This window comes from Thermoflavimicrobium dichotomicum, from assembly GCF_900114055.1.
GTDB classification, from domain to species: domain Bacteria; phylum Bacillota; class Bacilli; order Thermoactinomycetales; family Thermoactinomycetaceae; genus Thermoflavimicrobium; species Thermoflavimicrobium dichotomicum.
On sequence record NZ_FORR01000014.1, the window covers coordinates 70,698 to 91,288 of the forward strand.

At 43.5% G+C, this 20,591-nt stretch carries 21 protein-coding genes; 7 read left to right on the forward strand and 14 right to left on the reverse strand.

The window, feature by feature from the left end; all coding sequences use genetic code 11:
• The first annotated feature begins 217 nt into the window (after window positions 1-217).
• The gene (locus BMZ78_RS13375) at window positions 218-961 is read left to right on the forward strand and encodes a zinc ribbon domain-containing protein (protein ID WP_093230941.1); all 744 of its coding nucleotides are present in this window, start codon (window positions 218-220) and stop codon (window positions 959-961) included.
• A gap of 71 nt (window positions 962-1,032) precedes the next feature.
• On the opposite strand, the gene BMZ78_RS13380 is transcribed toward BMZ78_RS13375, so the two are convergent.
• The 12 genes from BMZ78_RS13380 to BMZ78_RS13435 all read right to left on the reverse strand — a co-directional run bounded on the left by BMZ78_RS13380 (window position 1,033) and on the right by BMZ78_RS13435 (window position 14,137).
• Complete coding sequence (locus tag BMZ78_RS13380; protein ID WP_093230942.1) at window positions 1,033-1,254, reverse strand: hypothetical protein; 222 nt, start codon at window positions 1,252-1,254, stop codon at window positions 1,033-1,035.
• A 368-nt stretch (window positions 1,255-1,622) separates the two neighbouring features.
• Window positions 1,623-2,213, reverse strand: a complete 591-nt coding sequence (pyrE, locus tag BMZ78_RS13385) for an orotate phosphoribosyltransferase (protein ID WP_093230943.1) — start codon at window positions 2,211-2,213, stop codon at window positions 1,623-1,625.
• Window positions 2,214-2,217: 4 nt separating this feature from the next.
• The gene (gene pyrF, locus BMZ78_RS13390) at window positions 2,218-2,937 is read right to left on the reverse strand and encodes an orotidine-5'-phosphate decarboxylase (RefSeq protein ID WP_093230944.1); all 720 of its coding nucleotides are present in this window, start codon (window positions 2,935-2,937) and stop codon (window positions 2,218-2,220) included.
• A gap of 73 nt (window positions 2,938-3,010) precedes the next feature.
• Window positions 3,011-6,235: a carbamoyl-phosphate synthase large subunit gene (gene carB / locus BMZ78_RS13395; protein WP_093230945.1), complete on the reverse strand. Its 3,225-nt coding sequence runs from the start codon at window positions 6,233-6,235 to the stop codon at window positions 3,011-3,013.
• On the reverse strand, window positions 6,228-7,322 hold the full coding sequence (carA, locus tag BMZ78_RS13400; protein ID WP_093230946.1) for a glutamine-hydrolyzing carbamoyl-phosphate synthase small subunit: 1,095 nt from the start codon (window positions 7,320-7,322) through the stop codon (window positions 6,228-6,230). The genes carB and carA overlap by 8 nt, the downstream gene beginning before the upstream one ends.
• Before the next feature lie 27 nt (window positions 7,323-7,349).
• Window positions 7,350-8,651 carry a dihydroorotase gene (locus BMZ78_RS13405; RefSeq protein ID WP_093230947.1) on the reverse strand — a complete coding sequence of 434 codons (1,302 nt, stop codon included), beginning with the start codon at window positions 8,649-8,651 and terminating at the stop codon, window positions 7,350-7,352.
• Window positions 8,614-9,561: an aspartate carbamoyltransferase catalytic subunit gene (locus BMZ78_RS13410; RefSeq protein ID WP_093230948.1), complete on the reverse strand. Its 948-nt coding sequence runs from the start codon at window positions 9,559-9,561 to the stop codon at window positions 8,614-8,616. The genes BMZ78_RS13405 and BMZ78_RS13410 overlap by 38 nt, the downstream gene beginning before the upstream one ends.
• A 29-nt stretch (window positions 9,562-9,590) precedes the next feature.
• On the reverse strand, window positions 9,591-10,958 hold the full coding sequence (uraA, locus tag BMZ78_RS13415; RefSeq protein ID WP_139203325.1) for a uracil permease: 1,368 nt from the start codon (window positions 10,956-10,958) through the stop codon (window positions 9,591-9,593).
• Window positions 10,959-11,085: 127 nt separating this feature from the next.
• Window positions 11,086-11,622 carry a bifunctional pyr operon transcriptional regulator/uracil phosphoribosyltransferase PyrR gene (gene pyrR, locus BMZ78_RS13420; protein ID WP_093230950.1) on the reverse strand — a complete coding sequence of 179 codons (537 nt, stop codon included), beginning with the start codon at window positions 11,620-11,622 and terminating at the stop codon, window positions 11,086-11,088.
• A 238-nt stretch (window positions 11,623-11,860) separates the two neighbouring features.
• Entirely contained in the window at window positions 11,861-12,796 is a 936-nt protein-coding gene (locus BMZ78_RS13425; protein ID WP_093230951.1) for an RluA family pseudouridine synthase, read from the reverse strand.
• Window positions 12,796-13,278: a signal peptidase II gene (gene lspA / locus BMZ78_RS13430; RefSeq protein ID WP_093230974.1), complete on the reverse strand. Its 483-nt coding sequence runs from the start codon at window positions 13,276-13,278 to the stop codon at window positions 12,796-12,798. The genes BMZ78_RS13425 and lspA overlap by 1 nt, the downstream gene beginning before the upstream one ends.
• 172 nt (window positions 13,279-13,450) lie before the next feature.
• Entirely contained in the window at window positions 13,451-14,137 is a 687-nt protein-coding gene (locus BMZ78_RS13435) for a TraR/DksA C4-type zinc finger protein (protein ID WP_175482475.1), read from the reverse strand.
• A 142-nt stretch (window positions 14,138-14,279) separates the two neighbouring features.
• Here BMZ78_RS13435 and BMZ78_RS13440 point away from each other — a divergent pair, with 142 nt between their 5' ends.
• Complete coding sequence (locus tag BMZ78_RS13440) at window positions 14,280-14,906, forward strand: adenosylcobinamide amidohydrolase (protein WP_281244574.1); 627 nt, start codon at window positions 14,280-14,282, stop codon at window positions 14,904-14,906.
• Between the two features lie 112 nt (window positions 14,907-15,018).
• On the opposite strand, the gene BMZ78_RS13445 is transcribed toward BMZ78_RS13440, so the two are convergent.
• Window positions 15,019-16,236 (reverse strand): MFS transporter, encoded by a 1,218-nt coding sequence (locus tag BMZ78_RS13445; protein ID WP_093230954.1) that lies wholly within the window; start codon window positions 16,234-16,236, stop codon window positions 15,019-15,021.
• Between the two features lie 117 nt (window positions 16,237-16,353).
• Window positions 16,354-17,256: an aldo/keto reductase gene (locus BMZ78_RS13450; RefSeq protein ID WP_093230955.1), complete on the reverse strand. Its 903-nt coding sequence runs from the start codon at window positions 17,254-17,256 to the stop codon at window positions 16,354-16,356.
• Between the two features lie 485 nt (window positions 17,257-17,741).
• On the opposite strand from BMZ78_RS13450, the gene BMZ78_RS13455 reads away from it, so the two are divergent.
• The 5 genes from BMZ78_RS13455 (at window position 17,742) to BMZ78_RS13475 (ending at window position 20,500) form a co-directional block, all read left to right on the forward strand.
• A complete protein-coding gene (locus BMZ78_RS13455) occupies window positions 17,742-18,119 on the forward strand; it encodes an RNA polymerase sigma factor (protein WP_245739861.1) in 378 nt (125 codons plus the stop codon).
• 14 nt (window positions 18,120-18,133) lie between these two features.
• Window positions 18,134-18,226, forward strand: a complete 93-nt coding sequence (locus tag BMZ78_RS19615) for a hypothetical protein (RefSeq protein ID WP_425263936.1) — start codon at window positions 18,134-18,136, stop codon at window positions 18,224-18,226.
• Complete coding sequence (locus BMZ78_RS13460) at window positions 18,216-18,599, forward strand: hypothetical protein (RefSeq protein WP_093230957.1); 384 nt, start codon at window positions 18,216-18,218, stop codon at window positions 18,597-18,599. Before BMZ78_RS19615 ends, BMZ78_RS13460 begins: the two co-directional genes overlap by 11 nt.
• Window positions 18,600-18,612: 13 nt before the next feature.
• Window positions 18,613-18,900, forward strand: coding sequence for a hypothetical protein (locus BMZ78_RS13465; RefSeq protein WP_139203326.1), 288 nt, complete (start codon window positions 18,613-18,615; stop codon window positions 18,898-18,900).
• A gap of 340 nt (window positions 18,901-19,240) precedes the next feature.
• Window positions 19,241-20,500, forward strand: coding sequence for an acyl-CoA thioesterase/bile acid-CoA:amino acid N-acyltransferase family protein (locus BMZ78_RS13475; RefSeq protein ID WP_093230960.1), 1,260 nt, complete (start codon window positions 19,241-19,243; stop codon window positions 20,498-20,500).
• Window positions 20,501-20,591 lie beyond the last annotated feature (91 nt).

Here is a 20,591-nt window from a genome sequence, read left to right on the forward strand (position 1 = left end):
AAATAAAAGGATATATTATACTGATTTTAACATGTACCCATTTTTGAATATCAAACTTGAATCGATGCTGGAAATAGTTTAAAATAAATTAAAAATATTAAATTTTATTATATAAATAATGATGTTAGGAATCATCGAATGGAGGGATCCATTGTTCACAAATGGTATGAATCAATGATGAAATACTTGATGAATTCACTTCAAAGGAGAGATCGATATGAACTGCAAAGAATGCGGCAATCCCATAGCTGAAAATGTGAATTTTTGTCATCATTGCGGTACACCTACAGTAAACCAGCCATTTCAGCCACAGGGTACGTCCATAAGTCAAAATCCATATTTGAACAAAACCAAAGAATTGAGTGGAAATTATCTAAAATTCGCATTAGAAGTCTTGAAAAAACCTGTCGAAAAAATGGAGCAAGTGGATCAGTCTCATTTTGTTCATGGCATCATTACTTTCGTATTATTTTCTCTTTTCTTGCCGCTTGTAACTTATACAAATTTAAAAAATATACTGGATAATACATTTCTCGGTGAAGCTATTCCTTTCACAGAAACTGTTTTGTTGCCGTTTATCTATTTTATCCTCTTTTTCGCTCTGCTGACTGGAATTATTTTTGCAGTGATGCGTGCAACACGTGTTTATACAACTTTTCAACATGTGACGGCCCGAATCGGCTCGATTTTAATTGTTCCGACAGCATTTATTGTACTGGCTTTCTTACTCAGCATTTTGACAGCAGTCACTCTAAGTATGATTCTGGTTATCTTCGGCTTGTTTTCTGTCGTGATCAATATCTGTCTGGTCATCTACTCTTACAGAAAAAGCAATGATCGTGGAAAGGTTGATGTTTTCTATACCATCCTGGTTACTTACATTTGTTTCGGAATTCTCATTTACCTCTTGGGAGAAAGCTTCTTTAAAACATTATTCGGCCGATTATTTGATATATTTTAAATTCTTGGATACAAGTTTACGCCCCACTTGCAATGGGATCGTGGCAAATGGGGCTTTTTCCTTGAACGGATTTATAGATTAAGCTCCCGCTTTAACTCTTCCAGACTCAAATATTCAAATTTCTTTTCACGAATATTTTCTTGAGAGAAAGGATCATTAAAATCTGGAATATCCTCCCACATCTTTTGTTCAGCACGTGTAACAAGATACTCCATATAATCGAGTACACTCTTCCGGTCTTCTTCTGAAAGTTGATTAAACAAATGGTCAAATTTTTCTTTGTGTGACATCATGATGCTTCTCTCCTTTAGGCTGGATTGATCTTCCATTTGCAATCAACGAAAGATAATGGATTCCTACATCCGTCTAAGTCTCACTTACTTCATATATAATAATGAATTTATCTAAATTATAAATGTAAACCTTCTATGGATCATGGATTTTCAAATAAAATTCAATCAAAGCAAAAAACCCCCACTATATGTGGGGGCAATCTTGCAACGTTTCCTTTTTATTGATGAGTTCCTTAACCACTCCCCATACGTAAACGAAGGGGATTCTCAGGGAACTCCCATCTACTGACAGGATAATAAATATGAGCAAAAGTCACTCAACAAGAAAAGGAATAAATGATCTCATTCTCGCCAAATGGTGGCTTCAATCATATCTTTTCTTTTAAAGTGGTACGGCTACCAGGCTTCACGACTGGAATGCCTTCTTTACACAAAGGGCATTCAGAAGGATCATAGCTTTCAATGGTGATTTCCATCAAAGCGCGATATGGATAGGTGAATGGATTATGCCCCGGATTCCGGTTCACAATCGAACCAACAGCGACAATCGTGGCTCCAAGCCCTTCCAATACCTTGATCACTTCTTTAACTGAACCACCGGTGGTTACCACATCTTCGATCACCAAGACACGTTCACCCGGTTTCATGGAAAATCCCCGGCGCAATTCCATGTTTCCTTCTTTGCGCTCGGTAAACAAGCAGCGGACACCAAGGGCACGTGCTACTTCATGGGCAATGATCACTCCGCCAAGTGCCGGACCGACAACCACATCAATCACTTGGTCTTTAAATAACTGGGCCAAAGCCTTTCCCGTCTGTTCAGCATCATGGGGATACTGTAGAAGTTGTGCACACTGCATATATCTTGCACTGTGACGACCAGAGGATAAGAGGAAATGCCCTTCTTTTAACACACCCGTACGCTTTATTGCTTCTTGTAACGACCATGGATTTGCCATAAGATTACCTCCATGCTTGTTTGATTTCTGCCAAAATTGCTTCATATGCTTTCACTGGGGATGGTGCTTGCGTAATGGGACGGCCGATGACCAAATAATCCGCCCCATTTTTTATGGCCTGTGTGGGTGTGACGACCCGTTTTTGATCTTGAACGTCATCTCCCAATGGACGCACACCTGGCGTTACAGCCAAAAAATCAGATGCTGTCACTTGTTTAATCAATCCGGCCTCTTGTCCCGAACAGATGACCCCATCTGCCCCTGCCTGATAAGCGAGCCTGGCATAACGTGTCACGCAATCGGTAATGGAACCGGGAATTCCTATCTCTTCATTCAACATCGGTTGATCCGTACTGGTCAGTTGGGTTACCGCCAGCAGTTGAACCCGCTGTCCTCGTGCACTCTTTTCCGCTGCTTCCCGGGCTGCTTCCATCATCTTTCGCCCACCACTTGCATGAACGGTCAAGAAATCAACTCCCAACTGACTGATTGATTCAACACCTTTGGCTACTGTATTTGGTATATCGTGCAGTTTTAAATCGAGGAAAATGGAGTACCCTTCCTCTTTCCGTTTTATCACCCACTCAGGGCCCACTCGATAAAACAGTTGGTAACCCACTTTAATAAAGGGTTTCTCTTTTCCTTCCCAATGAGACAACAAAGCTTCCGCTTCTCTTGCATTTGGGTAATCCAAGGCGATAATGATCCGTTTTCGTATATCCATCCGCCAAACGCTCCTTACGTTGATGAAAGATCCGATTCCTCATGGGCGAGAAACCGGATCGCATTGATTGAAATTAAACGGTCACGATATCCTGTTTCGCTCCTTGCTGCTGTAAAGGCAAACCGATTGGCTCTGCCGTGAGGTAAATCGCTTCAAGCGTCGTAATTAAAGCATCCACTGTATCCAAGGAGGTCAAACAAGCAATGCCATGTTCTACCGCTTCCCGACGGATGCGGAAACCATCACGCTCTGGTGTTTTTCCACGTGTCCATGTATTGATGACCAGATCAGCTTCACCTTGACGAATGAGATCCAGAATGGTAGGCGAACCTTCTTTCAGCTTGTATACCTCCTGAACCGGAATGCCCGCTTCTTTTAGAGCCTGAGCGGTTCCTCTGGTTGCAACAATTCGATATCCCAATTGATAGAAGCGTTGAATGAGCGGGATCGCTTCTTTTTTCTCTTTATCGCCAATGGTAGCAATGACTGTGCCAAAACGGGGCAGCGAGATATCGGAGGCGATCAGTCCTTTATATACAGCCCGTGCATAATCGCGGTCACGCCCCATGACTTCACCCGTCGATTTCATTTCCGGACCAAGTGTAATATCGACGCTGCGCAATTTCGCAAAGGAGAAAACAGGTGCCTTTACAGCAATTTCCCGGCTTTCTGGCCATAGACCACCATCATAGCCCTGTTCTTTCAGGCTTTTACCCAAGATGATATTGGTTGCTACTTGTGCCATTGGAATCCCGGTTACTTTACTCAGGAATGGTACCGTCCGGGATGCACGTGGATTTACTTCCAGCACATAGATTTCTCCCTGGTGGAGGACAAACTGAATATTAATGAGTCCCTTGGTATCCAATGCTTTGGCGATTTTGGTGGTAATCTCCAAAATCCGTTCTTTCTGTTCCCGGGTGATGGATTGAGGCGGATAAACTGCAATCGAGTCACCGGAGTGAACCCCAGCGCGTTCAATATGCTCCATGATTCCTGGAATCAATACTTGCTCACCATCGGCAATCGCATCTACCTCCAATTCTTTTCCTTGCAGATAGCGATCAATTAACACCGGATGTTCGGGATTTACTTTGACTGCCTCTTTCATGTAAGAGCGCAGTTCTTTTTCACTATAAACGATTTCCATCGCCCGTCCGCCCAGGACATACGATGGACGAACCAATACCGGATAGCCAATGCGGGCTGCCGCATCCACTGCTTCCTCTTCAGAAGTGACTGCTGCTCCCAGCGGCTGGGCAATTTCGGTTTCACGAAGCAATTCTTCAAAACGCTTGCGGTCTTCAGCCCGATCAATCGCATCCAGTGAAGTGCCAAGAATCGGAATACCCTCATCGCGTAACTGATAGGCGAGGTTAAGTGCGGTTTGTCCACCAAACTGAACAATCACACCCATTGGATTTTCTTTTTCGATCACATGTAGTACATCTTCTTTGTACAATGGTTCAAAATACAGGCGATCTGAAGTATTGAAATCCGTCGAGACTGTTTCGGGGTTATTGTTGATAATGACTGCTTCATAACCTGCTTGGCGAATCGCCCAAATCGCATGGACTGTCGCATAGTCAAACTCAACCCCCTGTCCGATTCGAATGGGCCCTGATCCCAATACCAGTACTGTCTTCTTCTCTGCCTTTTCCACTTCATCTTCCTGTTCATAGGTGGAATAGTAGTAAGGGGTTGCTGCTTCAAATTCAGCCGCACAGGTATCCACCATCTTATAAACCGGTTTGATTCCAAACTTCTTGCGCAAACTGCGTACGTCTCCTTCTGTTAAATTCGAAAGACGCGCAATGGTTTTATCGGTAAAGCCACTTCGTTTCGCTTTTAGAAGCAACTCTTCATTCAACGGGTTGTTTTGCAATTCATTTTCAAGCTCAATAATCTGTTTCAGCTTATAGAGGAAGAACCGGTCAATTTTCGTTAACTGATGCGCTTCTTCCAAAGAATGGCCCCGACGGAACCATTCTGCCAGTAAGAAGACCCGCTCATCATCGGCTTCTGCCAAACGCTTGCGAATGATTTCATCGCTGAGCTCGCTCGCTTCTTTCAAATAAACATGATCTACTCCAATCTCCAGTGAGCGTACCGCTTTGAGCAAAGATTCTTCCAGCGTGCGCCCGATCGCCATGACTTCTCCAGTCGCTTTCATCTGGGTCCCAAGCTTTCGGTTCGCAGAAACGAATTTATCAAATGGCCAGCGTGGAATTTTGCTGACAACATAATCGAGAGCTGGCTCAAAGCAGGCATATGTCTGGCCGGTAACCGGATTTTTCAACTCATCCAGCGTGTAGCCAATGGCAATTTTAGCCGCAATCCGTGCAATCGGATATCCAGTCGCCTTCGATGCCAGAGCGCTGGAACGGCTCACCCGTGGGTTTACCTCAATCACAAAATACTCAAAGCTATGCGGATTGAGGGCAAACTGGACATTACAACCGCCACGTATATCGAGGGCACGGATGATTTTCAGGGCTGAAGTTCGAAGCATATGGTATTCGCGGTCAGACAGTGTTTGACTGGGCGCAAAAACAATGCTGTCTCCCGTGTGTATACCAACCGGGTCAAAGTTTTCCATATTACATACCACAATGCAGTTATCTGCCGCATCCCGCATCACTTCATATTCAATTTCTTTAAATCCAGCAATACTTTGCTCAATCAAGCACTGGTTAATCGGACTGTAGCGCAAACCGTTCTCGACAATTTCTCTTAATTCCTCTTCATGATTGGCAATGCCGCCACCCGTTCCACCTAGTGTATAAGCTGGACGAACAATAACAGGATAACCCATTTCATTGGCAAATTGGACTGCTTGCTCTACCGTATTGACAATCACACTGGAAGGAACCGGTTCGCCCAATTCTTTCATCAAGCTACGGAATTGATCCCGATCCTCTGCACAAGTAATCGCTCTTAAGTCCGTTCCGAGCAATCGTACACCTTCGCGCTCCAATACGCCTTGTTTTGCCAGTTCCACAGCCAGGTTAAGACCCGTTTGTCCTCCCAGTGTGGGAAGAAGCCCATCCGGACGCTCTTTGCGAATCACTTGGGTAATAAATTCAGGAGTCAATGGTTCAATATAGACACGATCTGCCATGTTGGTATCGGTCATAATGGTCGCTGGGTTACTATTGACCAACACCACTTCAATCCCTTCTTCCCGGAGGGATTGGCATGCTTGTGTGCCTGCATAGTCAAATTCAGCTGCCTGTCCAATCACAATCGGGCCTGAACCAATTACCAAGATTTTTTTGAGCGAAGGATCCTTAGGCATGTATTTTCTCCCCTTTCTTGTTAAAGGCGTCCATCATTTCTTTGAACTGATCGAAGAGATAGCCTGAATCAAGTGGTCCAGGTGCTGATTCCGGATGATATTGCACAGAGAATACGGGCAGTGTTTTATGTTTAAGTCCCTCAATGGTGCCATCATTTAAAGCAATATGTGTTACTTCCAAATCGGTTCCTGCAAGCGACTCATGGGTGACTGCATAGCCATGATTTTGTGAGGTAATGACGGTTCGACCGGTTTCCAATTCTTTAACGGGATGATTTCCACCCCGGTGACCAAATTTCAGCTTGGCGGTATCTGCTCCACAAGCCAAGGCGATAAGTTGATGTCCGAGGCAAATTCCAAACATCGGCACTTTCCCGATCAACTGTTCAATCGTTTCGATCACTTCGGGTACATCTTTGGGATCTCCAGGACCATTGGACAGCATGATCCCATCCGGGCGGAAGCGGAGAATTTCTTCTGCAGTCGTATTATAAGGAACGGAGATCACTTCACAGTTCCGTTCAACCAGTTCACGCTGAATATTATGCTTGGCTCCGAAATCCATTAGCACCACACGTTTTCCATAATTGGGTGAAATGTAGATGCTTTTGGTACTTACTCGTGCGACCTGGTCATGCATATGCGGCGTGTTTTTCAAGCGGTCAATCAAAACTTCGACAGGTTCGTCACTGGTAGTGAGCAGCCCTCTCATCACCCCGTAAATCCGCAACTTTCTGGTTAACGCCCGGGTATCGATCCCGGAGATGCCAATGATCCCTTGTTCTTTCAACCAGTCACTGATGGTTGTTTCATTACGCCAGTTACTGGCAAACTCCTGATATTCCCGGACCACCAAACCATGCGCGAAGGAACGCAAGCATTCATTATCATCCCGATTAAAGCCGTAATTTCCGATCAGGGGATAGGTCATCGTAATAATCTGTCCGCAATAAGATGGGTCTGTTAAAATTTCTTGGTATCCTGTCATACTCGTATTAAAAACAACTTCACCTACAGATTCTCCTTCTGCCCCAAAGGAGGTTCCTGTAAACACAGTCCCGTCTTCAAGGATCAAACGTGCTTTCATGTGATGCGCCCTCCAATCCGTTCCTGTTTATTCTTCAAATGTCACAACAATATCTGCCTGATCCCATGTAATGTTTCCACGGTAGATGGTCAGAACAGGCCATCCTTTACATTGCCAGCCACTAAATGGTGTATTTCGACCTTTTGATTTAAACGTATTGGGATCAACCGGACGCTCTTCTTCCAAATCAATCACCGTGATATCCGCTGATTTTCCTTCTGCTAGCACTCCATATGGCAGACCAAACAGTTCTGCAGGTTTACGTGTCATTTTCTCCACCAACTCAGCCAAGGTGAGCTCCCCGGTCAGAACCAAATGGGTATAAAGAAGCGGAAATGCAGTTTCCAGTCCGACAACACCAAATGGCGCCAACTCCATTCCTTGAGCCTTTTCTGATACCATATGCGGCGCATGATCTGTAGCAATGATATCGATTGTCCCGTCTTTCAATCCCTGGATCAATGCCGCTCGATCTTTTTTCGAGCGAAGAGGTGGGTTCATTTTATACATGGCATCCGGTTCTGGAATATCCTCGTCACACAGCAGCAAGTGATGGGGGGTTACCTCTGCCGTCACTTTTTGTCCTCGCGCTTTGGCTTCACGAACCAGACGTACGGATTGTTCCGCACTGATATGGCAGACATGGTAATGGACTCCTATATCTTCGGCAAGCAAAATGTCCCGTGCTACATGAATCGATTCAGCCTCGCTTGGAATGCCCTGCAAGCCATAGCGTTTGGCAAACTCGCCATCATGGACACAACCCCCTTTTGCCAGGGTGTCATCCTCACAGTGTGCAACAACCGGGAGCCCCAAAGAATGAGCCTTTCTCATCGCTTCTTTCATGACTTTACTGCTTTGTACACCGACACCATCATCAGATACGGCAATGACACCTGCTGCTTTTAGTGCCTCCATATCTGTCAGTTCTTGTCCCAATTGTCGAATGGTAATCGCTCCGATCGGTAAAACACGCGCATAACCCGCTTCTTCCGCTTTAGCCAAAATATCCTGAACAATTTCCACGGAATCAATTGGTGGTCGAGTATTGGGCATACATGCAACAGTGGTAAACCCGCCACGAGCTGCAGCATACGTACCTGTTTCTATCGTCTCTTTCTTTTCAAATCCGGGTTCTCGCAAATGCACGTGCATATCAATGAAGCCGGCAGAAACAAACTTTCCATCCACATCGATCACTTCTGCTTCCTCGTCTTCAATTTCCGCCGCTATTTTTGCGATCATCTCACCTACGATGAGGATGTCCTTTTTAATGAGCTTGCCTGTTTGTTCATCCAATACTTGCCCATTTTTCAACAATATTTTCACGCTCAGTACCTCCTTGCAGTACTTTTTCCAATACCGCCATCCGTACAAATACTCCATTTGCTTTTTGCTCAAAAATCTTGGAACGTGAATCTTCTACCAGTTCGTCGACAATTTCCACTCCCCGGTTAAACGGCCCTGGATGCATAATAATGGCCCCTGGTTTCATCCGTTTGGCTCGTTCGAGGGTTAAACCATAAGCTTGGTTATACTGCTCAGCACTGGTAAACAGCTTGCTTTCATGTCGCTCCAATTGTACACGCAACATCATGACCACATCAGCCGTTTCGATCGCTTCTTCAAATGGAACATAGGGAGCCAACCGCTCCAATTCCGGATCCCTCATTTCCGGTGGTCCACTTAAGATAACCTGGATGCCGAACTTCTGCATCGACCAGAGATTCGAACGAACGACACGACTATGTGCGAGATCTCCAACAATGGCCACCTGCAAACCTGCCAATTCACCAAAGTGTTTCTTTATGGTGTAAAGATCCAGGAGCGATTGAGTAGGATGAGCCAGTGCCCCCGCCCCTGCATTCACAATAGAGCAGCCAGGATTCCGTTCCACTAGCTCCAAAATGGCTTCAGGGTCACGATGACGAATGGTGATGACCTCCACTCCCAAAGAAACCAGAGTTTTGACTGTATCATACAGGGATTCACCTTTTACGGCACTTGAATGGTTTTCACTAAAATTCAGTACATGGAACCCCAATTTTTTCTCTGCCACTTCGAAGGAAAAGCGTGTACGCGTACTTGGCTCAAAAAACAGGTTAGCGGCAAATCGCCCTGCAAAAGGCATCAGTTGCTTTTCCCTATTTTTCTCCCAAAACCAGGCCCGTTCCAGTATTTCTTCCACTTCCTGTTTTGTCAGATCTTTGGTATCAATCAGATGAGCAGGTTTCAACATAGTAATTCCTCCAGTTTTGATCCGTTCCATCAACCGATTTCTGTTGTAGTTTGCCTGAGTTCACCAGGCTCTTTTCCAGGCAAAATCAGGTTCAGGAGAATTCCTACAATGGTCGCCAGAGCCATTCCCTCCAGCTCCAAGTGAATATCTGCCAGTTTCAGTACGGCACCACCAATTCCGATCACCAGCACAACCGCTGCAATCACCATATTCCGCTGGTTGGTCAGATCAACCTGATTTTCGATCAAAGTGCGTAAACCCGCTGAAGCGATGATTCCAAACAGCAAGATGGAAACTCCCCCCATTACGGGTGTGGGAATGGTCTGAAGTAAAGCAGACAGCTTACCGATGAAGGAGAATGCAATCGCCATCACCGCCGCTCCACCGATCACAAATACACTGAAAATCCGAGTAATCGCCATCACACCAATGTTTTCACCGTACGTTGTGGCAGGCGGTCCACCGATTAAGCTGGCAATGACTGTTGCCAGACCGTCCCCCAGCAATGAGCGGTGCAGACCCGGATCTTTCGCCAAATCCCGTTCCATAATGTTTGAGGTAACAAGCAAGTGTCCAACATGTTCAGCTAAAACAACCAGGGTAACCGGAACAATAACGATGGCTGCTCTCCATGAAATCGTGGGTGTTGTCCATTTCGGAATCTCAAACCACTTCGCTTGCGCAACCGGAGTAAGATCGACCAGTCCGACAAAATAAGCGATGATATAACCACCAATGATGCCCACCAAAATCGGTATGATCCGTAAGAAACCACGGAAGAACAGGCAGGAAATGATGCTAATCGCCAAGGTCGCCAATGCAACACCGAAATGTTCGAGCGAATATACTTTCAACGTGACTGTTTCGTGCGCAGGATCCACACTTTTAATACTTCCGGGCAAATTCTGGAGCTCAACTGCCGTTTTCGGCAGGGCCTGAACCACATCTTTTTTGCTTGCCATATCAACTGCCGTTCCTGCCAGCGCCAAACCGATGACGATCACAATCGAGCCAATGACGACTGGTGGAAGCAGTTTGTCCAGCCATTTGACACCAAAACGATAAACCATAAGGGCTACCACTCCGTACATCAAACCGACCAAGAAACAGCCAAACAGGGCCTCGCCCAACTTTTGCCCGCCTTGAGATACGGTAATGATCGGGACAATAAACGCAAATGATGAACCCAGATAAGCCGGAATTTTACCTCGGGTAACAATCAGGTAAGCAAGAGTACCGATTCCACTTGACATCAAGGCCACAGCCGGGTTTAACCCTGTCAACAGTGGAACCAATATGGTTGCACCAAACATGGCAAACAGATGTTGCACACTTAACAAAATCCACTGCAAAACAGGCGGCTTTTCATGAACATCCATACGGATGGATTGCTTCACCATCATCATCTCCTTTTTTGGGTATAAAAAAACTCTTTGCCTAAGGCACGGCAAAGAGGCGTACTTCATCCCGACAGTACTTCCATTTTTCTCCCTTTGCCGGCCTCACGGGACCGTCTTAAAAGGGTTATCCAGTTGTAATGACCACTTGATCCATTTGGTCCACTTCAGTAACAAAAACGGAAACCACTTCTTTTTTAGACGTGGGCACATTTTTACCTACATAATCCGGGCGAATTGGCAGCTCCCGATGTCCCCGATCCACCAGCACGGCCAGCTGAATCATCTGTGGACGCCCAAGATCGATGAGCGCATCCATCGCCGCTCGCACAGTTCGTCCCGTATATAATACATCATCGACTAAAATGACTTTTTTCCCGCGGATATCTGGAACCTGTGTTTCTTTGACTTGTGGTTGAGAGCTTTTTTCTGTCAGATCATCACGATACAGGGTAATATCCAGTTCACCGATTGGCACTTCCACTCCTTCGATCCGATGAATGCGTTCAGCCAATCGCTGGGCGAGGAAAATGCCTCTGGTCTTGATTCCGACAAGAATACAATTATCAACACCTTTATTTCGTTCAATAATCTCATGCGCAATCCGGGTTAAAGCCCGGCGAATGGCTGCTTCATCCAGAATCACTTTACCAGCTGCTGCCATGATCCCATTCCTTTCTTTTGGTATAAAAAAAGCTTCTTATCCGTGACTGGACAAGAAGCACTGTACACCAAGAGTAGCTGTCATATCAAAAGATACAGCTTGACCCTGATCGATATACCAATTGCTTTCTTCGATTAAACCGCGCCCTTGCCAGCCTCACGGGACTGGATTTAAAGGTTCCATATGCAACTAGATGTATTATGCCCTAATTGAATCCAAATGTCAAATCAAAATGTGATCATGGATTGGATTTTTTTCGCAACAGATCCAGAAGTCGTTGGAAGTCTTCAGGAGGTTCCACTTCAATCCGAATCCATTCCCCTGTTCGTGGATGAGTAAAGCCAATCACCTGGGCATGCAGTGCCTGGCCTTCGATTGGATAGGGATTTTTCTTCGGCCCATATACAGGATCTCCGACCAGAGGATAACCAATGTGTTTCATATGTACACGAATTTGATGTGTCCGTCCTGTTTCCAAGCGACATTCAATTAAAGTTGTATCCTTAAAACGCTCGCGTACGGAAAAATGGGTAACGGCATGCTTTCCGTTTTTGACCACCGCCATTCGTTGACGATGATGAGGATCTCTTCCAATCGGCGCATCAACCGTTCCATGCTGATGCGGTATGATACCATGTACAATGGCAACATATAGCCGTTCAACTGTATGCTCTTTTAATTGTTCCACCAATGAATGATGGGCTACATCGTTTTTGGCAACCATAAGCAGGCCAGATGTGTCTTTATCAATCCGATGAACAATTCCTGGACGTGCCACTCCACCAATACCGGATAACTGGCCTTTGCAATGGGCCAATAAAGCATTTACCAATGTCCCTGAAGGATTGCCTGGTCCAGGGTGCACCACCATGCCTTTTGGTTTATTCACCACTAGAACATCGTCATCTTCATAACGAATATCAAGCGGAATCTCTTCGGGGACCACATCCAATTCTTCGATCGGCGGAACAAACACTTCGATAAGTTCGCCTTCTTTGACCCGATAATTCCCCTTGCGCACTTTTTGGTCTACTTGCACCAAGCCTTGTTTAATCCAGTCTTGTACGCGCACCCTGGACCATTCACTGTGATAAGAAGTCACCACTTTATCCAAGCGTTCTCCAGCCCATTCTGCATCCACGTGCCACGAATATTCCTCATATTGCTCTTCCATCAGGAGTCCCTCGCTTCTGTCACATTCTTTTCATCGGATGGAGGGGTCTTCAGGATAAAGATCATCAGTAAAATGACACCAATTACAATCGCTGAATCTGCGATATTAAAAAGCGGAAACGTATACGAACCAAATTGGAAGTGGATAAAATCAACCACTTCTTGAAAACGAACACGATCAATCAGATTCCCTACTGCTCCCCCAAGCACCAACGACAAGGCCACAGGCATCAGTAGATGTTCCTCTTTGCCCTTCCATAGATAATATAGAATAAACCCGATTACAAATAAGGTAATGATAATAAATAACCACTGTTGATTTTGAAGAATCCCAAAAGCGGCTCCTCGATTTCGGTGAGAGGTAATATAGAAAAAGCCATCAATGACCGGAATCGATTCTGCAAAATGCATGTTCTTCAAAACCAACCATTTTGTCCATTGATCCAAAACCAAAATCGCCAACGAAACAAAAAGATAACGCAAACCTCTTCCTCCTGTCTCCTCTAAACAGTCCGACTTTTTCCACCTGATTGTAGCATAGGCAAGTCCACGAAACAAGCAAAGAGGGACAAGTGCAGACATCGAACAGATTGGGAGCTGGGGTTCCTTTCCGTCGAAATCCCGTTCTCTAAAAAGAACCCCTTCGCTTGCCAAATTATCTTTCTTTTTTCTCCTCATGATCTTTTAAACGATACGCCTCATTATGCGTAATCTCTGTAATCTCATCCGTATGCCCGTCAAAGTCGGTAATGGAAAAGCCTTCTACCAAATCGACATACCCTCGTTGCTCATTATGATCAATGGTCAGCTCATTATAGCTTTCCCCGTCCTGGAAATAATCAGGAGGATTGGATGTTCCATATTGTTCCACTTCTTGCCAGGCATCTTCCCCATCATAGCCATTATAATCACTATGATCCATAAATTTATGCTGATAAAATTCCATGGCATATTCTTCAATCGGTCGTTGGATAGAAGAAGTCTGTTCTGGCGAATGCTCTTTGCAATAGGCAGTTGTAGGAATGGCCTCCAGACGTTCAAAGGGAATTTCTTGGTGACATCCCAGGCAATAACCGTAAGTTCCGTTTTCCATCCGCTTTAACGCTTCTTCAATTTCGCGAATATGACGCTCATCAGCATGACTTAAGGCCAAATCTTTCCCACGCTCATACATTTCTGTCCCCAAATCAGCTGGATGATTGTCATATCCAGAAAGCTCACCGACTGAATCATTCATCCCTGATTCCATTCCATAATGATGATTGCGATTCACTCTGTTCTCCAATTGCTCTTTCTCGTTCAGTAACTGTTGTTTTAACTGATTTCGTTGTTCCTCATTCATGGATTCATCCTCCATCCTTCCCGCTGAACTCTCTTACTCAGTCTGTCCGCTTTCTATAAAAATCATGTTGGTTAAGTTTGCATCCTGTATGTTAAAATAGGACTGGCCCATTCATTTTGAGTCTTCGACGGAATATCTCGCCATTCACTCTGCAAAACCTTTACAGATCCTGACCAGTGCGATTATCGCGCCAAATTACGCAACCACCATTGTCAATCGATATGTTCCCAAATCCTATTGCCCTCAGGATCCCAAAGAAGAGACAAAGAAGTGGCTCCGAGAACATCATTGGAATCCTCAGGATACGGTTGCCCTTCTTACGGCTGCCCATATTGAACTGGGAACCTGTCAAGTTCAAGAGCAAAGCACCTTTCGCCTTGCTGTTTGGGCAACAGTCGGTCTGGGAAATGCCACACGTGCCGGTAAACCAGGCCCCATCTATACATATTGTCCTCCGGGAACGATCAATTTAATAATCTTGATAGATGGAAATGTAACATTATCCGCGATGGTAAATGCAGTCATTACAGCAACAGAAGCCAAATCAGCTACCTTACAGGATTTAAGCATAATGGATCGTGATGGGCACATTGCGACCGGCACCAACACCGATGCCATAGCGATTGCTGTCACCCAACAGCCAATAGGGGATTATGTACACGAATATGCCGGTGTATCCAGTCCATTAGGGCAAGCAATCGGCGAGCTCGTCTACCAAACGGTTTACCAAACTGCTCAAAAAGAAATCGCATTAAAAAAAAGCCGCTGATCGATGTCAGACGGCTAACAGTCAGGATGTTACTATCCTTTTTTTAAACCGCGAACTCTTTCAAAATCAGGAAAGACCTTGGGGCAGATACACACTCCAAGGCCTTTCCTGGTTATACGTTAGATGGATTTTCCACCCGCTTTCGATACCAAAGCAAAATCGCAAATGACAGGGTTGCCCCGGTCAATTGAACAATCAACGTGGCTGCAGTGATCCCCAATAAGGATACTAGCGCTCCAAACATGACGCTGACGAGTGGCGGTGGCACCCGGACAGCTATGGATCGAAAACTGCTGATTCTTCCCATCATATCTGTATCTGTATTTTTAGTGAAAAAGGTATTGGAAATAATAAGAGACAAACTTAAGCAAATTCCACAAAAATAAAGAGGGATCAAACCAATCAGCCACAAATGAGACAAAACGACGGGCAAAAAGCTAAACAACGCCGCTAGTGTAATGAGAATGGGGATGATCGAGATATGTTGAAAACGATCCGCAACTTTTCTGGAAAACAGAGCACCCGTCAATGAGCCTAACGCTAAACAACCGGCCATGATTCCCAAGCCCATCGATTGAAAAGAGGAACGCTCTGAAATCATCGTCATCAACATGTTGATCGGTGTTAAAACAAAGTTAATCATGACAACATACCAGAGCGATTGCTTAAGCAAAACATTGGAATGCCAAAGATAGCTGATCATTTCTTTGATTAAACCTACCGTTTCCTTTTCCTTTTTCGGCGGAATAAAAGGAATACGTGCAAACAAGACAAGAATAGCGGCCAACACAAAAGAAATGGCATTGCCCACAAATGCAAAAGTCGTTCCCAGTATCGCTACAATGGAACCTCCTAGCAATAATCCCACCAAATTCGAAATATCTCTTCCCATCACCAACCAGCTATTGGCCGTTACCAGATCCCGTTCATCAACAATTTTCTTGATGACAATCTGATAGCTGGAAGGGACAACCGCTGAAGTAGCAGCAAGCAAAAAAACAAAAAGATATAAAAAACCCAAGCGATAAAATTCAAAATGCCAACTAAATGCTAACAGAAATACAATGATCCCACTCGATAAATGCGCTAAAATCATATATTTTTTCGTATCCAACTGATCCAGTTTGGCTCCAATATAAATAGAAGAGAAAATAAAAGCGACTGTCTGTAACACAGTGACTGCAGACAGAGCCAAAGCGGATTTTGTCTCCGCATAGACCGCCCACAATACTGCTACTGTCATAATGGCATCGCCAATTCTTGATAGAAACATGGATGCAATGACGAAGGTGAACGATCGGTTTCTGTGTAGAAAACTTTGTTCAGGCAATTCTTCTCCCACCTACAAAACGATTTATATTTCATTTTATCATTTTCTATTGTTTACGTATGGATCAGCAGGCAGATCTATTTTTTTGCGAAGACAAAGAAATATCGATAATCGATTTTATGGTACAGGATGACCTTTCGAGCTCTCTAAAATACTAAACCATTGCTGACGATCCATTTGCAGTTTGACTGATTCGACTGCTACCTGTACACGCTCGAGTTTGCCAGAACCGACAATAGGAAGTAGTTTGGCTGGATGAACAAGTAACCAGGCATACATAACCTGGTCAATCGAATTCGCTCCTATCTCCCTGGCAACTCTCTTTAGTGTCGCCCGAAGACGGATAGCTTGTTCCGTCTCTGATGTAAAAATCTTTCCTCCTGCAAGCGGAGACCATACCATGGGAGCGATTCGCTTTTCTTGACAAAGATCAATCGTACCTTTTTCAAAGTGCTCCAACTGTATGACAGAGACTTCAATTTGATTGGTTACCAATGGAAAGTCCAAATAGGAACTCAACATATGAAACTGCGATGGCAAAAAATTTGAAACGCCAAAATATAATACTTTGCCTTCTTTTTTTAATTGCGTAAACGCTTCTGCTACTTCTTCTGGATTCATGAATGGATCTGGACGATGAATTAATACGACATCGATATAATCTGTACCAAAGTTTTTTAATGATTGTTCGACACTTTGGATGATATGATTTTTGCTTGTATCATAATGTACGACATATCGCTCAGGGTATTCATCGGATATGGGTTTGATCCCACATTTGGTTACCAATTGTATTTGATGGCGTAACACTGATTTTTGCTTCAGTGCACGACCAAATAAGTATTCACAAGTATAATTTCCGTATATATCGGCATGATCAAAGGTAGTAATTCCCATCTCCATACAATTTTCGATAAATGTTAATAACTCTTGATCACTCATCTTCCATTCAGCCAATCTCCAAAAACCTTGTATAATTCTTGAAAAATATAGATTCTCTGTCATCTTTACTTTTTCCATTTTACTCACTCCCAACGCTACTCAGCATTGACCACTATTTTTTATCTAGCTTATTGTTTATCATAATAAAATCAATTCATTCGACTGAACTGCTAATTAAACTTACACTAACTACGTTTCATAATTATTAAATCTATTTATTTATGATACATTTTCGCAATAAAATAAACTATCGCTTTTTGTTAAAAAACAATGGTCTCATTTTGTTACGTTCTTAATCGAAGCTATCAAAATAGCAATCCTGCCTGAAACCACTTCTAAGCATCGGTTTAGAATCAAAGGAGATATAATCCTCGCTTTTTTTTATCGATTCTTTTGAACCTTTTCTTTCTTTTGGACGACTAATTAATTGAAGAGCTCTTCAGTAGGACACAGAAGGGAATGATCAGGATGGTTTTTCAGATACTGGCGCAATAGAAAAAGAGCAGCTCCGAAAACAATGGCTTAAGCAAATCGCTGAAGGCCATGTCGCTTCATTCGAAAAACTGTATCATGATTTTGTCAACGAACTATACGCTTATCTTCGGCTTCGCCTATCGGATGAATTTATGATTAAAGACATCACTCAAGAAGTTTTTCTAGCCATCTGGAAAAACGCCAGACAATTCTCCGGCCACTCTTCTGTAGCTGCTTGGGTTTTTAGCATCGCCAGAAACAAAATGATGGATAAATTAAGAGCCAGATACAAGCGACAAGAAGTTTTGCTAGATGAAAATCAAGATGACAGCAGTATCATGAAACGTGACTTTACTGAACAGATCGTTGAAGACATCGGGATCGATATTGCTCTCGACTCATTAGAACCCATTTACAAAGAACTCACTTATCTCGTGCTTATCCAAGGACTCTCTATAAAGAAGTAGCCCGTCATTTCGGCATACCTGAAGGCACTGTCAAAAGTCGGGTTTATCACTTAAAGAAAAAATTAAAAGTGCACTTACTAGAAATGAGGGTCGAGCATGATTCATAAATGCACAGATATCCAATCATTGCTTCCTTGGCTTGTTAATGGAAGCCTCGATTCCTGCCAAAAAGTAGAGATCTTTTCACATCTTACTACTTGTACAGATTGCATACAAGATTTCGCCTTTTTTATCCAATTGCAACAATCAGCTCAAAGATTTGATATACAGCCAAGCACAGACTTCAAAAATGAATTACTGCAAGCCATTGTAAAACAAATCGAAACTGATCAAGAAAAATGCCTGAATGCTTTTCCATCCATATTTCATCTCATCCTGGAAAATCCATCACCCCTATTGATTTTTCAAACCATTGTCTCATTGATTATGGAAAAGCATGTGCAAGCGTTAAATCCTCTTCTAAAAGATCATGGATTATGATATGGAGGTTAAAATGATGACAAACCATCAAAATCAGTATGACTATTCTGCTAAAGAGATTTCCGAATTATTGGATATCACCTCGAAAAAACTCCCTCAACTGATTACTGGCATCATTCAAAGTATTTATTCGCCAGAAGCAGCCAGCAACATCGGAAAAGCGGTAGGCAGTCTTTACAAGGAGCTAGTTGATTCGGGGATTCCTCAGGACATAGCCCTAAAAATGACTAAAGACTATATGATTTCGTTAAAAGATATGATGAGTAGCTTGCAATTCAGAGCCGATAAAACCAATAAATAGAAAGAATAAGAAGGATCGACTTGTATGAATCTATTACGTCTTGTAATCCCATGTCTTCAAATCCTTTTATTTTCTTTCCATATTGCTACCAAACTCGGTATTCGTCTCATGGATGTTTACATGCGAAAACAGAGTGCTAAAAAGCACTTTAGCCAACAATTGGCCAACGATGGAATCCCTGTTGAAACAATCAGGGCATTAACTCAGTCATATATGGAAATGCTTCCGTTTGATCTACCCTTTATCACTCAACTTGTTAAAAAAATGAATCATAAGAAAAAATGAACAGGAGGAAACATTCTCCTCCTGTTTTTAAAACAAAAGAAGAGAGGAAAATAGCATGAGACCTCAAATCCAAATATTAAGAAAAACAACCATGATCGATGAAAAAATAAATATCGTTCTTTCAGGATGTTTACCCCATCAAGAAGTCGAACTCCATGCCCAAACACTCGATGATTTTGGCCGGATCTGGTCATCCCATGCGGTCTTTATGACAGATCAAGAAGGGCAGATAGATCTATCACTATCTTCTCCAATCCAAGGATCTTACACATCATCTGATTCGATGGGAATGTTTTGGTCCATGACCTTACAACAACCCAAACAAGGTCCGCCCTACTTTATAAAAGGAAGTACAAAACCACAAAGTTTCACGTTTCAATTAAAAGCAAATCATCAAATCGTAGCTGAACAAACCTTTCTGGTCGAATTTGTTTCGGAAGATGTGGAAGTTTCAATCATTGAAAACCCTTTTGTTGGAAAGTACTTCCGACCTAGACATAAAGAAAACCTTCCCACTCTTCTTGTTATGGGAGGTTCTCCAGGAGGATTATACTGGTCCGAACAAGTAGCTTCTTTACTCGCTTCCAAAGGATATGCTACACTTGCACTTGCTTATCTGGATTATGAAGGAAAACATGGACTTCCAAGTCAATTCACTGAAATCCCACTCAATTATTTTATGCAAGCAGCAGATTGGATCAAAAAACAACCAGAGACTCAAGATAAAATCGGTCTTGTAGGAATTTCCAAAGGTGGAGAACTATCTCTTTTGCTCGCCTCACGCTTTCTGTCCAATGTAAAAGCAATCGTTAGCTTCGTTCCCTCTTCTCATGTCTTTGCTGGGTTTAGTATGGGTAGAGGACTCCATCAATCTTCCTGGTCATACAACGAAAAGCCCGTCACCTTTATTCCTTACCCAGAAACAGATATCGATTTCACCAATTGGAAAAATCCTCTTTCACTACGTGAACTTCATGAACAAGCCTTCTTGCAAGCAACGGAGCAGCAGATTAAGCAAGCAAGAATTCCCATCGAAAAAGCAAACTGTCCAATCCTGCTGATCTCCACCCAAACCGATGCTACCTGGCCTTCTTACGAGATGTGCCAAACCATGACCCAGATACTTGAAGAGCATTCTTATCCTTTTGAAGTCAAGCACTTATCTTTTGCACATGCAAGCCACGTCTTCTCAATTCCATACTTGCCGCCATACATTGATCACCCAGCACTTACCAAAGAGCACGCTGCAAAAGCGATTGAAACTGCCTGGCAAGCCACTTTGTCATTTTTGAATCAACACTTACTCCATGGTTGAACACTCCCCTTCCTTCACTTAAAATAGAAGCCTTTTTCATACCGTATGAAAAAACTTAGCCCCTGGAATTTTGCTTCCAAGGTATAAGCAA

Bases quoted from the DNA above. Each gene is read 5' to 3' on its own strand.
- BMZ78_RS13375 (WP_093230941.1), top strand. From the start codon at position 218: ATGAACTGCAAAGAATGCGGCAATCCCATAGCTGAAAATGTGAATTTT.
- BMZ78_RS13380 (WP_093230942.1), bottom strand. From the start codon at position 1,254: ATGATGTCACACAAAGAAAAATTTGACCATTTGTTTAATCAACTTTCA.
- pyrE (WP_093230943.1), bottom strand. From the start codon at position 2,213: ATGGCAAATCCATGGTCGTTACAAGAAGCAATAAAGCGTACGGGTGTG.
- pyrF (WP_093230944.1), bottom strand. From the start codon at position 2,937: ATGGATATACGAAAACGGATCATTATCGCCTTGGATTACCCAAATGCA.
- carB (WP_093230945.1), bottom strand. From the start codon at position 6,235: ATGCCTAAGGATCCTTCGCTCAAAAAAATCTTGGTAATTGGTTCAGGC.
- carA (WP_093230946.1), bottom strand. From the start codon at position 7,322: ATGAAAGCACGTTTGATCCTTGAAGACGGGACTGTGTTTACAGGAACC.
- BMZ78_RS13410 (WP_093230948.1), bottom strand. From the start codon at position 9,561: ATGTTGAAACCTGCTCATCTGATTGATACCAAAGATCTGACAAAACAG.
- pyrR (WP_093230950.1), bottom strand. From the start codon at position 11,622: ATGGCAGCAGCTGGTAAAGTGATTCTGGATGAAGCAGCCATTCGCCGG.
- BMZ78_RS13425 (WP_093230951.1), bottom strand. From the start codon at position 12,796: ATGGAAGAGCAATATGAGGAATATTCGTGGCACGTGGATGCAGAATGG.
- BMZ78_RS13435 (WP_175482475.1), bottom strand. From the start codon at position 14,137: ATGAATGAGGAACAACGAAATCAGTTAAAACAACAGTTACTGAACGAG.
- BMZ78_RS13450 (WP_093230955.1), bottom strand. From the start codon at position 17,256: ATGGAAAAAGTAAAGATGACAGAGAATCTATATTTTTCAAGAATTATA.
- BMZ78_RS13460 (WP_093230957.1), top strand. From the start codon at position 18,216: ATGATTCATAAATGCACAGATATCCAATCATTGCTTCCTTGGCTTGTT.
- BMZ78_RS13465 (WP_139203326.1), top strand. From the start codon at position 18,613: ATGATGACAAACCATCAAAATCAGTATGACTATTCTGCTAAAGAGATT.
- BMZ78_RS13475 (WP_093230960.1), top strand. From the start codon at position 19,241: ATGAGACCTCAAATCCAAATATTAAGAAAAACAACCATGATCGATGAA.